Annotated in this window: 14 protein-coding genes; 7 read left to right on the forward strand and 7 right to left on the reverse strand. The window is 48.2% G+C overall.

What is annotated here, in order from left to right; translation table 11 throughout:
* On the forward strand, window positions 1-606 hold the full coding sequence (locus tag HRU79_06585) for a hypothetical protein (GenBank protein QOJ26332.1): 606 nt from the start codon (window positions 1-3) through the stop codon (window positions 604-606).
* Window positions 607-616: 10 nt separating this feature from the next.
* Window positions 617-862, forward strand: a complete 246-nt coding sequence (locus HRU79_06590; GenBank protein QOJ26333.1) for a DUF2007 domain-containing protein — start codon at window positions 617-619, stop codon at window positions 860-862.
* 9 nt (window positions 863-871) lie between these two features.
* Here the strand turns inward: HRU79_06590 and pckA are convergent, their stop codons facing one another.
* Window positions 872-2,464: a phosphoenolpyruvate carboxykinase (ATP) gene (pckA, locus tag HRU79_06595; GenBank protein QOJ26334.1), complete on the reverse strand. Its 1,593-nt coding sequence runs from the start codon at window positions 2,462-2,464 to the stop codon at window positions 872-874.
* A 79-nt stretch (window positions 2,465-2,543) separates the two neighbouring features.
* Between pckA and HRU79_06600 the strand changes: the two genes are divergently transcribed.
* Window positions 2,544-3,788 carry a hypothetical protein gene (locus tag HRU79_06600; GenBank protein QOJ26335.1) on the forward strand — a complete coding sequence of 415 codons (1,245 nt, stop codon included), beginning with the start codon at window positions 2,544-2,546 and terminating at the stop codon, window positions 3,786-3,788.
* Window positions 3,789-3,790: 2 nt separating this feature from the next.
* Here the strand turns inward: HRU79_06600 and mscL are convergent, their stop codons facing one another.
* The 5 genes from mscL to HRU79_06625 form a co-directional block, all read right to left on the reverse strand.
* Window positions 3,791-4,192 (reverse strand): large-conductance mechanosensitive channel protein MscL, encoded by a 402-nt coding sequence (gene mscL, locus HRU79_06605; protein QOJ26336.1) that lies wholly within the window; start codon window positions 4,190-4,192, stop codon window positions 3,791-3,793.
* Window positions 4,193-4,246: 54 nt separating this feature from the next.
* Window positions 4,247-4,648, reverse strand: a complete 402-nt coding sequence (locus HRU79_06610; protein ID QOJ26337.1) for a hypothetical protein — start codon at window positions 4,646-4,648, stop codon at window positions 4,247-4,249.
* A 12-nt stretch (window positions 4,649-4,660) separates the two neighbouring features.
* Window positions 4,661-5,314 carry a sigma-70 family RNA polymerase sigma factor gene (locus HRU79_06615; protein QOJ26338.1) on the reverse strand — a complete coding sequence of 218 codons (654 nt, stop codon included), beginning with the start codon at window positions 5,312-5,314 and terminating at the stop codon, window positions 4,661-4,663.
* Between the two features lie 108 nt (window positions 5,315-5,422).
* The gene (locus HRU79_06620; GenBank protein ID QOJ26339.1) at window positions 5,423-7,090 is read right to left on the reverse strand and encodes a urocanate hydratase; all 1,668 of its coding nucleotides are present in this window, start codon (window positions 7,088-7,090) and stop codon (window positions 5,423-5,425) included.
* Between the two features lie 49 nt (window positions 7,091-7,139).
* On the reverse strand, window positions 7,140-7,499 hold the full coding sequence (locus HRU79_06625; GenBank protein QOJ26340.1) for a DUF971 domain-containing protein: 360 nt from the start codon (window positions 7,497-7,499) through the stop codon (window positions 7,140-7,142).
* A 42-nt stretch (window positions 7,500-7,541) separates the two neighbouring features.
* On the opposite strand from HRU79_06625, the gene HRU79_06630 reads away from it, so the two are divergent.
* The 4 genes from HRU79_06630 (at window position 7,542) to HRU79_06645 (ending at window position 12,478) form a co-directional block, all read left to right on the forward strand.
* On the forward strand, window positions 7,542-8,429 hold the full coding sequence (locus tag HRU79_06630) for a PCMD domain-containing protein (protein ID QOJ26341.1): 888 nt from the start codon (window positions 7,542-7,544) through the stop codon (window positions 8,427-8,429).
* A 26-nt stretch (window positions 8,430-8,455) separates the two neighbouring features.
* Entirely contained in the window at window positions 8,456-9,145 is a 690-nt protein-coding gene (locus HRU79_06635) for a PorT family protein (protein ID QOJ26342.1), read from the forward strand.
* A 75-nt stretch (window positions 9,146-9,220) separates the two neighbouring features.
* Window positions 9,221-10,573, forward strand: coding sequence for an asparagine--tRNA ligase (asnS, locus tag HRU79_06640; protein ID QOJ26343.1), 1,353 nt, complete (start codon window positions 9,221-9,223; stop codon window positions 10,571-10,573).
* An 84-nt stretch (window positions 10,574-10,657) separates the two neighbouring features.
* A complete protein-coding gene (locus HRU79_06645) occupies window positions 10,658-12,478 on the forward strand; it encodes a M3 family oligoendopeptidase (GenBank protein ID QOJ26344.1) in 1,821 nt (606 codons plus the stop codon).
* Here HRU79_06645 and HRU79_06650 read toward each other — a convergent pair.
* Window positions 12,459-13,133, reverse strand: a complete 675-nt coding sequence (locus HRU79_06650; protein ID QOJ26345.1) for a hypothetical protein — start codon at window positions 13,131-13,133, stop codon at window positions 12,459-12,461. The two genes, HRU79_06645 and HRU79_06650, sit on opposite strands and share 20 nt — an antisense overlap.
* Window positions 13,134-13,158 lie beyond the last annotated feature (25 nt).

Here is a 13,158-nt window from a genome sequence, read left to right on the forward strand (position 1 = left end):
ATGAAGTCAACCGGGATTGCTGTTGTTCTTACCGTGATTCTTGCAACTGTTTCGTTTGCTCAACCAGCCAATGCCCCGCAGATGCCCAATTTGGGGAAAAACGCAAAGGTTGTTAAGACTGTAAAACATTATAACTTCTATCCGCTTACGCGAACCATTCCGTTGCCCTGGGATAGGCTGCCGCTACCGTCAAATCAGATACCGGCCGGCAACAAGTTGCTGTCTGCCTTTGTATCGCCCTCTGCAAAAGTTGCAGCCATTCAAAAAGACCCTGCGGGTAAATTAAAAGCATTTGGCACACCGCAGAAGCAAGGCTACCAGAGCTTTAACGGTAAGGATGGGCAGGGGGCTATCGTTTTCCTTGAGTACGCAAATAAGCTTCCGGCAAATGCAAAGGAAGTACTCTCACTGGCGATCTTTGGAAAGAAAGATCCTCCGGATCCCAATAAAGGCACACATAAAGAGCAGTTCTTGGTAAATGACAACACCGTTGTAATTTGGGCGTTTCAAAACGATGAGTCACAGGTTCGGCAGAATCATCAGGAGATGATATTTTCGCTGATCAGTGAGATGGGCGCCGCAATGAATGCCAACAAAGGAAAGTAACAGGTGCATCATGGTTTTACTTACAACATTCAATAACCAGGTCAGCGCACAGCTGCTGGAGTCGCGCCTGAAAGCATCAGGGGTCGACACCAAGATTGAAGTTCTCGAAGGAATGGATACCTACAGGGTACTCGTCTTCGAAGATGATCTGGAAGAAGCAAAGGAAATCATGGAGTCAGCAGATACCGCCGATGATTCGGACATGTATATTGACTTTGACGATGAAATGGACCTTGATGACTTCGACGACGAGTAGTTAGTAAACCTATCCCATTGTGCCGGACACTTCTTCGCTCACACTATCGGCAAACTGCTCAAAATTCTTTTTAAACAAACCCACCAGATGAGCAGCCTGCTTGTCGTACGCATCTTTATCCGTCCACGTGTTCCGCGGGTTTAGAACCTCGGCGGGAACATCCGGGCACGATGTTGGAATATCAAGATTGAAGTAGCCGTCCTTTACAAACTCCACCTTGTCCAGTTCCCCGCCCAGGGCTGCTTTCAGCATTGCACGGGTAAAGGCTATTTTCATTCTCTTACCCACTCCATACGGCCCACCGCTCCAACCGGTGTTTACTAACCAGACCTTGCACCCATGAGCGTTGATTTTGTCGCGAAGGAGGTTGGCATATACGCTTGGGTGGTGTACCATGAACGGTGCGCCGAAGCATGTACTAAATGTTGCCGACGGTTCTTTAACACCGGCTTCTGTACCGGCAACCTTGGCTGTATATCCGCTAAGGAAGTGATACATTGCCTGTTCAGGACTTAGCCGTGATATTGGTGGCATAACACCAAATGCATCCGCAGTCAGGAAGACAATATTCTTGGGATGACCGCCGCGGTTATCGGGTGTGATATTCTTAATCATTTCACGAGAATATGAAGCCCTCGTGTTTTCGGTGTACTTCTGTGACTCATAGTCAACAAGCCGGGTTTCTTCATCAATATCCACATTCTCGAGTATTGTTCCAAAGGTCCTTGAAAGGTTAAAGATAATCGGCTCTGCTTCCGCGCTCAGATTAATAACCTTTGCATAACAGCCTCCTTCGTAATTGAACACACCGTCATCACTCCAGCCGTGCTCGTCGTCTCCGATTAAGGCGCGATCCGGGTCGGTTGACAGCGTGGTTTTCCCGGTACCCGATAGACCAAAAAACAGGGCTGTGTCACCACTTAACCCAACATTAGCTGAACAATGCATACTCATTACGCCTTGTTTTGGCATCAGGTAGTTCAGGACAGTGAAGATTGACTTTTTATTCTCACCGGCATACGACGTGCCACCAATGAGAACAAGTTTTTGTTCGAATGACAAGATGATGAAGGCTTCACTTCGAGTTCCGTCTATCGCAGGAATAGCCTTAAACTCGGGCACAGTAATGACGGTAAATCCGGGTACAAAAGATTCCAGTTCATCAGCTGTTGGCTCGATAAACATATTTTTTACAAACAGCGAATGGTATGCGTGCTCCTGAATAAAACGTACAGGAAGTTTCAATGACGGATCGGAACCTGCAATCAAATCCTGAACATACACATCACGCCCTTGTAAGTAAGCATATACCCTGGTCTTCAGAGCATTAAACTTCTCAATACTGAATTGCTTGTTCACGGTGCCCCACCAAACATCCTTACTTGATCCCGGTTCGTCCACGATGAACTTATCGTTTGCGCGTCTGCCTGTGTACGGCACACTGTTTACGCACAAGGCACCATACCTGCTAAGAATGCCTTCATCGTACAGTAACGCATGCTCGTATAATTCCGGAGTTGTAAGGTTGTAACTAATGTCGCCTAAGTTTTCTAAACCTTGTTCGGCGAGACTGTTGCGGAGTGTTGTGTTATCTTCTTGCATTTCAGAACTCAATACATGTTTGGAGAAATCGTGAAGCGTTACAAATATCGCTGTTTTCATTGTTCCGATGGAGAACGCAGTGCAACAACAGTGTAGTGCCGATCTGTTGGAGTACCTGAAATCAGATGAACTGTACCGGCTTGCCACGACTCTGATTTTCGAGCAGGGTATGGGTGACAGGCTGCTGCCCGCTCAGGTAGAATACGTCCGCCGGCAGATTCCGTCTTTGCTCACCGCCAGTACATTGGTTGTTGATGTACTCACCGGTACATCAAAAGCAAACAGACTTGGTAAATGGCGTCCGGGATGGCTTTTTACTTCTGCCGGTGCTGAGCAGGCCACCCATCCTGTTATAGCAGCATATCATGCGTCCCACTTTCGTGACGTCCATACAGTTACCGAGGTTTGCGCCGGATGCGGGGTTGATACAGCAGCATTGGCAGATGTTGCAGGTCAGGTGGTTTGTTATGAACAGGACCCTGTAACTGCAGCGGTGCTGACCGGTAATCTGGCCAGAAACAAATGCACAAATGTTGTTGTGAACAACGAAGCATTTACGGCGGCCACGGTGATAGCTACCAAGGCAGTTTGGGCAGATCCGTCCCGGCGGAAAGCGCATGGACAACGACTGCGGGATGCCACATTGTACCAGCCACCGCTCGAAGTACTGTACTCGGCGATTGTTAGTTGCAAGGTCGAATTTGCAGGTATTAAAGTGGGGCCGGGTGACAGGGTGTCCCGGCCGGTTGGGGCTACGTCTGAGTACATAGGCTGGAAACGGGAATGTCGGGAACACATTCTCTGGATTGCCAGGCCACCCCTCCAACAAACAGGGTCACCCACAAAAATAACCTTGTTTAAGGATGGTGCCACGCCGGGTGTTATTCAGGCTGGTACTGATTTGCCTGCACCTCCGGAATGTGGTAATGTTCAGCCCGGTATGTACATCATTGAGCCGCATGCTGCGATTATCGCGGCAGGAGCCGTGAATGATTACTTTACACGCTACTCAGCGATGCCTGTTGACAAAATGATAGCATACGGGATAACGAATACAAAGCCCCCTTCCAGTCCATTTCACTCCACGTATAAAGTGGTTGCCATCAGCCCCGGCATTCGTACATCATGGTTATGTCGGCAGGTACGAACCCTTGAGTTGCCCTCAACAACCACCATAAAAAAACGAGGTTGGAATGGCAACCCGGTTGAACTCCATAAAAAGTTGCCATTCCAGACTGATGTACCGGTTAACTCTGAGTATGCAATTGTGATTACCCGCAAAGGGCATGACCATATCACAATTATTTGCGAGGTTGTGGAATAGTGTTACTTGCGAAGGGCATCGCGAATCTCGGTCAGCAACTTCACCTCGTCCGACGGTTCAGCTGGAGGTGCCGGTGCTTCTTCCTGCTTACGTTTCATGGCATTCATGCTTTTAATTACCATGAACAGCACAAACGCAATGATCAAAAAGTTGATAATAGTCTGAAAAAAGACGCCCCATGAGATTACTACGGCGCCCTTACCATCGGCACCAGCTTCTTTTAGCGTAGTAACAATTGCCGAAAAGTCGATATTACCCAGGAGCAGGCCGATTGGCGGCATAATAATGTTGTCAACCAAACTTTTGGTAATTGCACCAAACGCAGCACCGATAACTACACCGATAGCCATATCAACAACGCTACCGCGTGAAGCAAACTCTTTAAATTCGGAAAGAAGGCTCATTGTACACCATCCCTGATACTGAGAAAAACTGTGTGTACAGCGAAAATAGTACGATCAGGCTTTTGGTGGTATGTTCTTAGAAGATGACATGGGGACCTGCTCGCCGCGGCACCCACATTCATCAACCAGGGCCTTTTTTAGAGCAGCTTTTTGCTCAGGTGTAAGGTGTGAGCAGTCCTGCTTGGCACGTCTGTAGGTAGTCTGGCCTGTACGCCTGAGAGAATCAAGGATCGATACGTCGCATTTTGTACCATACCGGATTGCGGTTAGCAAAACATAGGCAATAGCAGAAACACCGGCTCCCTCGAGCAATGAAATCTTCCGATCATCGCGTTCATCGGCGGTAGCCAAGGCATTCCAGACTGTTGTTACGGCTACACTACTCAACATTAACAGCCCGCCGATGCAAAAAACATACATCACCGAACGGGCTGTTCGTGTTGTTAACAGCGACATTATAAATCCGAGTTAGTTTTCGTTAGCTGCGTTGTACAACTCCTGCAACTTGGTGCGCAGATGCAGTACCGCATATCTCTTTCGGGCTAACAGGGTGTTGATATTTACTCCTGTTTCGTCCGACATCTCTCTAAACGAAACACCTTCGAATTCATTTTTCACGAATACCCATTTCTGCTCAGCAGGGATCTCTTCCAATCCTTCGATTACGGTATCCCAGATAGTCTTGCGGACAAGATCTTCCTCAGGGTTGTACGAGAAGTCACCAAGAAAACGCTCTACATAGTCAATCCCGTCATCCTTGTCTTCCTTACTGCCAAGGTCGGAAAAGTTGTCAGTACGTTTTTTCCGGTAGGAATCGATTATCCGGTTTCTGACCGACGTGAACACCCACGAAGCCAAATTGTCGATTGGCTTGTTTACATCCTTAGATGCCGCAAGTACGTTTGTAAAAACATCTTGCAGAATATCTTCGGCTTCTTCCTGGTTGCGAATGCGTTGACGGATAAATCCAAGGTACTTCTTCCGGTCTGTGCGAAAGAGCTGTTCGATTTGAAGGGCTAAATCCATGGCATTAATACTTTCTGTTGTGGAACGATACCGATCGCCACTAAGTACGGTGGGTACTTGCAGACCCGTCTTCCGACGGAATTCGCGAGTTCTCATGACAACTCCTGCTACTAGGTTAAAGAATCGACAGACGAAATGTCAGTCTTCGAATGTCAGTGTGTCGTAGCAATTATGTCATTTTGTCCGCTTATATGGATAATCGGGTTATACAGAGAGTATTGGTATTTCTATGCCAAATTTCCTTGAATTTGTGAGAGCTTGTTCGTATCCAGCGTCGGAATGACGCATAATACCTAATAATGGATCAAAAGTCAATACCCGTGCCAATTTTTTTTCTGCTTCGCTGGTTCCATCGGCAACGGTAACCATGCCTGCATGAAGTGAAAGCCCCATGCCAACACCGCCGCCGTGGTGGAGGGAAACCCATGTTGCACCGCCGATGGTATTCAGTGCAAAGTTAAGATAAACCCAGTCAGCAATGGCATCGGAGCCATCCAGCATAGCCTCGGTTTCGCGGTATGGGCTGGCCACGCTGCCGCAGTCCAGGTGGTCGCGTCCAATTACGATTGGGGCGCTGACCTTTCCTGAGGCCACCAACTCATTAAAAAGCAGACCAGCTTTAGCGCGGTCACCGTAGCCCAGCCAGCATATTCTGGCGGGCAGACCCTGGTAGCCGATATGTTTTTGAGCATTCTCGATCCACTGGTGCAATGCAACATTTTCAGGGAACAGGTTCATGAGTGCATCATCGGTAACTTTAATGTCGGCCGGATCTCCCGACAGTGCTACCCACCTGAAAGGTCCCTTCCCATCGCAAAACAGTTCGCGAACAAAGGCAGGGACAAAGCCCGGGAAGTCAAAGGCATTGGCAACCCCTGCTTCATCGCGGGCAATACCGCGGATATTATTACCGTAGTCAAAAACCACAGCCCCTTTCTGCTGAAATTTCAGCATTGCCTGAACGTGGACACCGATACTGGCATGCGCACATTTAAGGTAAGTCTGGGGGTCAGAAACTCTCAGTGCATCAGCCTCAGCCTTTGTCATGCCGGCAGGGTAGTATCCATTTAACGGGTCATGAGCCGATGTTTGATCGGTGACAACATCAGGGACTACACCTCGTTCTGCCAGCAGTGGTAGGATTTCGGCTGCGTTACCAACGAACCCAACAGAGATAGGGGTTCTGGATTCCACATGGTCCCTGATAACAGCCAGAGCCTCATCAAGGTTGTACATTTTGCGGTTACAGTAGCCATCGTGAATACGTTTATCGATTCGTGTTTCGTCGATCTCGATGCACAAGGCTGCAGCTCCGGCAATAGTGGCTGCCAGTGGCTGTGCGCCGCCCATGCCACCCATTCCTGCTGTAAGTAGAAACCGTCCGTGCAGCGTACCGCCAAAGTGTTTGCGCGCGCACTGGGCAAACGTTTCGTACGTACCCTGCACAATCCCCTGTGTTCCGATGTAAATCCAGGAGCCTGCTGTCATCTGACCATACATTATCAGCCCCATCTCGTCCAGGCGTCGGAATTCTTCCCAGGTAGCCCATTTGGGGACAAGGTTACTGTTGGCAATTATCACACGAGGCGCCATGGTATGGGTTTTTACTACTCCCACTGGTTTACCGCTTTGCACGAGCAGTGTGTCATCCGGTTCCATCGTGGTTAAGCACCGAATAATGGCATCATAGCACGCCCAGTTCCGTGCTGCCTTACCCAGACCGCCATACACAATAAGCTCGTCAGGTTTTTCGGCATTGTCTGGATCCAGGTTGTTTTGAATCATCCGGTAGGCCGCTTCGATTTGCCAGTTGGCACACGTTAGCTTGCTACCGCGCGGTGCACGTATGGGTGGGTGTGATTGTGGTTTCATGGTCTCAAACTACGAAATCGGATGATTCCGAAAAACAATTTCAAACAGACTACTGCTGGTCCTGATGATATAACTCGTCGAGCTCTACCAGGGTTTGTTCCGATAGTGCGTTTTGTTCAAAAACCATTCGAAACTGGTCCCATGTATAAATCCCGCTGTTATGACCATCGTTCCATGAAGCCTGAATGGCGTAATTACCAACAGGCACAAGGGAGGCTAGCTCGTTCATCCTTGGATTAATTGCCTTAATTCCGATAAAAACTGTCTGACCCATCACTTGCTCACCAACGCAGTATGCGCACGGACATGCGTCACGCAGACTACTCAGCAGAATGTGGGCTTCGAAACCATCGGGCCATGATGCAGAAAGAACTACAGGGTTACGACGTTTTATGGTGTGTGGTTGCATAGGAAAAATCACGATTTTGCAAAAAGAATTAAAGGAGTGAATATGGTGTATGCAGTACTCATTGCATTACTACTAACAGTTTCTTCTCTTGGTGCTCAGCAGGTTCCAAACGGCTCGTTCGAGGAATGGATTACCACTGAGGGTTCCGGACAGTACAAAACTTACGAAGAACCGGCCGGAGGTTGGTCATCCGGCAATGGTGCGATTCATATTGCTGCAGGCTCCAATCCCGTCTGCGAGAAAACAACGGATGCCCATTCAGGTAGCTATGCCGCAAAGCTGGTGACACAGAAAATTTTTGGTCAGGTTGCGTCGGGAAGTCTGTTTACGGGTACGTTCCAGCTAAATCTGGCCAACCCCGCCGAAAGTGCAAGACGAGGAATTCCGTTTACCGAGAAGCCGACGGCCTTTACAGCCTGGTATAAGTATGCACCGCAACAGAACGATAGCGCAACGCTGTATGCCATACTGTCAAGATGGGATGGTTCGAAGCGAGTTGCAATAGCCGAAGCCAGGAAGAAGGAATTTTCGGAGGTTCAGGAGTGGACAAAACTTACTGTTCCGTTTGTTTATTATTCAGGTGAGCAGCCCGACACCATTGCTGTTGTGTTTGCCGCCAGCGCGGGAGGTGAGTTTTTTAAGGGGGCTGAGGGTAGTACTTTGTATGTGGATGATGTTGTGTTGGTATACGGATCGAGCGTACAAGCGGGTGATAGCCGGACAGGGCATACAATTGGCGATATCGAAGAATTCCGGAATCGTCTTGGTACCTTCTCGGAAGTAGTTGTGTTCGATGTTCGCGGACGCCAGGTCACGCTTGTACGTAACACCAAATCCATTATTCCTGATGAGCTGCATCCGGGTGCATACATTGTTCAGGTAAATTCTGAAAGGGGCTTGGTATGCCGTCAGAAAATTCTAGTACATTAAAAATAAATTACGTTATCATTCTGTTCATGGTGGTTTGGGTTCCAACCGTTTGTGCTGTTGTCCCAACGATGTATGCACGGTTAGGACTTAGCGTGGGTTCTCCGATACCCGTTGGCGACGTTCCGGCAGGAGCACACGGTTCGGCAATACCCGGGGTAGTTGTTGGGGCGGGTGCTGACTGGCAGTTATCCGATTTGTGGACAATTGCAAGTGAGGTTCAGTACGTTCACTACAGTGCGTCGTTCAGGACACCAATGGAAAATCAGCCATACATTGACAGGGTAAACGTTAAGGCACCCGACGGATCGACGGCCGTTTTTGAAGTGAATACTACATTTTCCGGCATGGCATCCGGAAAGTTTTCGAATGACTATGTCCAGATTCCGGTTCTTGCTAAGTACCGTGCGTCGGAATCTGTTGCCCCGTATGTTGGCGGCTATCTGGGGTGGCTGCTGGGTACCGGTTCGGTGGCTACCGGAGTAGGTACTGTTGGAATTCGTACGGAAATCGTTGAAAAAAGTCTATACTTTGATGAAAAAATCAACGGGCTGGATTACGGTGTGCAGTGTGGAGCCTGGTATCAGGTTTCTCGTTCCTTGGGCCTGGACCTTCGGGCCGTTGTCGGTCTGACGTCGATATTTGCACCCGGTTTCGTTACGATAGATCGTACGGTGAGTAACATCTTCCTTCATGGCACCGTTCAGTACTTCCTGTGATTCCTCCGCGGTTGCCTTTTTTCAGTTTTAGTAGCACTTTTCTACTGAACTCCCACGCCTATGGTAGATTTGTGTATGGAATCTCGTTATAAAACCTACGTAACCGTAGAGGAACTCACCCAAAAAGCCGGTCAGACCGTAACACTGCAGGGATGGGTTCAAGATAAGACTGGAAAGGGAAAACTAACATTTATCAGGCTCCGTGATGGCAGCGGGATGGTTCAGTGCGTGGTGTTTGCACCGAACGTTAGTGAAGAAACAGTTGAACGTGCCAAATCACTTACTCAGGAGAGCTCTGTTGCTATTACAGGGACAGTACGCCTGGAAGAACGTGCCCCCGGTGGTGTTGAGGTTGATGTTTCCGATATTAAAATTTACCAGCTTTCAGCCGACTACCCAATAACACCCAAAGAACACGGCGTAGAGTTCTTAATCGCAAAACGACATCTCTGGCTAAGGTCAACCAGACAACATGCCATTATGCGGATTAGGGCCGCAGTTGTAAAAGCAATTCGTGATTTCTTTGATGGCAATGGTTTCAAACTCATGGATAGTCCGATGCTCACGCCAAATGCATGCGAGGGAACATCTACACTGTTCGAAACCGAATACTTTGATCTGGGCAAGGCGTTCCTCACCCAGAGTGGTCAGCTCTACGCCGAAGCGAGCGCTATGGCCCTGGGTAAGGTGTACACGTTTGGCCCGACGTTCCGTGCTGAAAAAAGTAAAACCCGACGCCATCTTACTGAGTTCTGGATGGTTGAACCTGAAATGGCGTTTTTTGATATTAACGATGACATGGATCTGGCCGAAGACCTTGTGGAGTATATCGTTAAATATACCCTGCAGAAGTGCGGTCAGGAACTGAACGCTCTGCAACGAGACACTTCGAAACTTGAAACTGTTAAGCGACCCTTCCACCGAATGTCATACACCGAAGCTGTAGAATGGCTCAACGCTCATAACGTTCAGCTTACCAGAAAACAGGCGGATGGAACAGAGATGCACATAGACTTCCCATGGGGCGAGGACTTTGGTGCACCACAAGAAGAGGCCATAATGACGCAGTTCACAAAACCTTGCATCATTCATCGCTATCCCACAGAAGTTAAGGCTTTTTATATGAAACGTGATCCGGAAAACCCCAAGGTTGTTCTGGCTATGGATATGTTAGGTCCGGAAGGAGCCGGTGAGATAATCGGAGGGTCACAACGCGAAGATGATCATGATGCTCTGCTTGAGCGCATTGTCCACGAAAACCTGTCGCCGGAAGAATTCCAGTGGTACCTGGATTTACGGAAGTACGGGTCAGTCCCACATAGCGGTTTTGGGCTGGGACTGGAACGCACAGTTAAGTGGATCAGCGGTGCAGAACATATTCGGGAGTGTATCCCATTCCCGCGAATGATATACAGAATTTCTCCGTAATGTGAGGTGGCCCTGCAATGCCCGAACCAGCATTGACAAAATAGCCTGCATTTCGTCTTTATTGTTATTTACATTGAAACAACCATGATTAGTGAAAACCAGCAATTTGTTTCAGGTGCAGATAATGTTATCTGGGATTTGACAGACCTTTATCCTTCGGCGGTGAGCAAGGAATTTGTGGCTGATCTTAACGGACTTAACGAACGGTGTGCGGACTTTAAATCACGGTGGAAAGGGAAGGTGGCAACACTAACACCTCCGCAGTTTTTTGAAGCTCTGTTAGAGTATGAGGAAATTCATGAAGCCTTTGACCGGATAATGTCGTTTGCACACTTGCAGTGGACAACTCAGACGACTAATCCCGAAGCAGGAAAAAGCCTGCAAACAGCAAGAGAGGTGGCGTCAACGGCAAGTATGAATCTGGTGTTTTTTGTGGTTGAAACGGGTAGGTTGTCGGCTGAACAGCATGCGATAGCTGCGGGTGCACCGGAACTGCAGAAGTATAAACACTGGTTCGACAATATTCGTAGTTTCCAACAGTATCAGCTCTCTGAAGAAGTTGAAGAAGTACTGTCAGTTACGGGGCTAACATCCAGATCTGCTTGGGTACGGTTTTTTGATCAGGTATCGAATGAGCAGGTTTATGTCATGGATGGAAAGGAATTCACGGGTCCGCAGATTTTTACAATGCTTCATGACAATGACAGGAACGCTCGCGAATCGGTTGCACGGACAATTTCTGAGGGCCTAAAAAACAATGCCTCAACCAACGCATATATCTTTAACACAGTGATAGCCGATCATGCAACTCAGATGAAATTGAGGAAGTTTCCTACCTGGCTATCCGAAAGAAATCTAAGCAACGAAGTCACAGATCAGGGTGCCCTTAGCCTCATTCATGCAGTTGAGTCACGCTACAGTACGGTTCAGCGGTTGTTTGAATTAAAACGTAATATCCTGGGATACGATAAGTTTTATGATTATGACAGGTATGCGCCAGTCATGGCAACCTCAAGGTTATGGACGTGGGCCGAGGCCAAAGAAATTGTTGTCAATGCCTATATGAGTTTTCATCCTAAGATGGGTGAAATTGTTGAGATGTTTTTTGATAAGAATTGGATTCATGCTCCGGTCATCAAGGGCAAAAGCAGTGGCGCATTCAGTGCTGGTACTGCGGCGTCGGTACATCCATATATTTTTATGAATTATACCGGAACGGCTCGGGATGTTCAGACCCTTGCCCACGAACTTGGCCATGGAGTGCATCAGTACTTGTCGCGCAAGAAAGGTAGCCTGTTAATGCACACACCACTAACCGTTGCCGAAACTGCATCGGTGTTTGGCGAAATCATTACCTTTAACAGTCTGTTTGACAAAGAGACTGATAATAGCGCACGGCTTGGAATGTTGGTCGAGAAATTAACAGATATGACGAATACAGTATTTCGTCAGATAGCATTGAATCGGTTTGAAGATGCAATCCATACAACACGCAGGTCGCAGGGTGAACTTTCGGTTGACACCCTGTGCGAGTTATGGATGCAAACACAGCAAGATCAATTTGGGGAATCGGTGACACTTACCGATGGCTATCAGTACTGGTGGTCATACATTTCGCACTTCATCCATACACCCGGGTATGTGTACGCATACGCATACGGTGAGTTGCTTGTGCTGGCCCTGTACGAAAAGTACAAGAAGAATAGGTCAGGGTTCCCTGAGCTGTACTTTACGATGCTGGAGGCAGGTGGTTCCAAGAGCCCACGGGAGCTCATGGAACCGTTTGGTATCAACGTTGAAGATCCTGCGTTCTGGAATACAGGTTTAGATGTAATGGATCGAGGGCTGCGCGAGGCAGAAGAGTTGTTCGCGGCACTTACCGGAATTAGTACAGCCCAAACTTGATTACTCCCATCCCAAACAAACCACTTACGGTTGAGTTTGTATAGTGTTTGCTTCCTATGGTTGCATCAATACCGCTTACGTATCGGTATCCGGCACCTATTTGAAGACGCAACCAGGTTAGAATGTTGAGTTCTGCACATACTGTTGGCTCTGCTACAAAGCATGGGGTAGCGTAAAGAACACGCGTGTCATCGTCCCACTCAATATCGTCCTGATCAAACCGGTGTCGGCGGAACACGGTAAACCCGCCTGCACCAACAAACAATCCCACGGTTCCATGCAGAACCTTGTTTGCCTCGTACAGATACTCTAACTCAAGCCCACCGTAGCCAAAGGAGATGTTGGTATCTGGCACCTGTGTGTTAGTCTGACGGCTAAAGGGAACGTCGGAATACCCGTAACCTCCACCACCAATTACATAGGTGCGGTTGATTACCCAGCCACCCTTGCCTCCAAAAACTACTCCCGTAGCATCATTCATTGGTCCGAACTTTACTACAGGTCCACCATAGCCACCGCTCTCAAATGGAGAAGCAGGAAAAAGAGTTTGTACAGAATCAGTGCCTGGGTTCTGGGCCAAACTCTGGCCAGGAAATGTGAATATGATGGAAGATGCCAGCAGGCTAAATGCAAGCAGCCGGAGATTATTGTTCATAGAGCGTATATTAGTTAAAGTTACA

It is taken from the genome of Ignavibacteria bacterium (assembly GCA_015709655.1).
Lineage (GTDB): Bacteria > Bacteroidota > Ignavibacteria > Kapaibacteriales > Kapaibacteriaceae > OLB6.

Bases quoted from the DNA above. Each gene is read 5' to 3' on its own strand.
- HRU79_06585 (QOJ26332.1), top strand. From the start codon at position 1: ATGAAGTCAACCGGGATTGCTGTTGTTCTTACCGTGATTCTTGCAACT.
- HRU79_06590 (QOJ26333.1), top strand. From the start codon at position 617: ATGGTTTTACTTACAACATTCAATAACCAGGTCAGCGCACAGCTGCTG.
- pckA (QOJ26334.1), bottom strand. From the start codon at position 2,464: ATGCAAGAAGATAACACAACACTCCGCAACAGTCTCGCCGAACAAGGT.
- mscL (QOJ26336.1), bottom strand. From the start codon at position 4,192: ATGAGCCTTCTTTCCGAATTTAAAGAGTTTGCTTCACGCGGTAGCGTT.
- HRU79_06610 (QOJ26337.1), bottom strand. From the start codon at position 4,648: ATGTCGCTGTTAACAACACGAACAGCCCGTTCGGTGATGTATGTTTTT.
- HRU79_06615 (QOJ26338.1), bottom strand. From the start codon at position 5,314: ATGAGAACTCGCGAATTCCGTCGGAAGACGGGTCTGCAAGTACCCACC.
- HRU79_06620 (QOJ26339.1), bottom strand. From the start codon at position 7,090: ATGAAACCACAATCACACCCACCCATACGTGCACCGCGCGGTAGCAAG.
- HRU79_06625 (QOJ26340.1), bottom strand. From the start codon at position 7,499: ATGCAACCACACACCATAAAACGTCGTAACCCTGTAGTTCTTTCTGCA.
- HRU79_06630 (QOJ26341.1), top strand. From the start codon at position 7,542: ATGGTGTATGCAGTACTCATTGCATTACTACTAACAGTTTCTTCTCTT.
- HRU79_06635 (QOJ26342.1), top strand. From the start codon at position 8,456: ATGGTGGTTTGGGTTCCAACCGTTTGTGCTGTTGTCCCAACGATGTAT.
- asnS (QOJ26343.1), top strand. From the start codon at position 9,221: ATGGAATCTCGTTATAAAACCTACGTAACCGTAGAGGAACTCACCCAA.
- HRU79_06645 (QOJ26344.1), top strand. From the start codon at position 10,658: ATGATTAGTGAAAACCAGCAATTTGTTTCAGGTGCAGATAATGTTATC.
- HRU79_06650 (QOJ26345.1), bottom strand. From the start codon at position 13,133: ATGAACAATAATCTCCGGCTGCTTGCATTTAGCCTGCTGGCATCTTCC.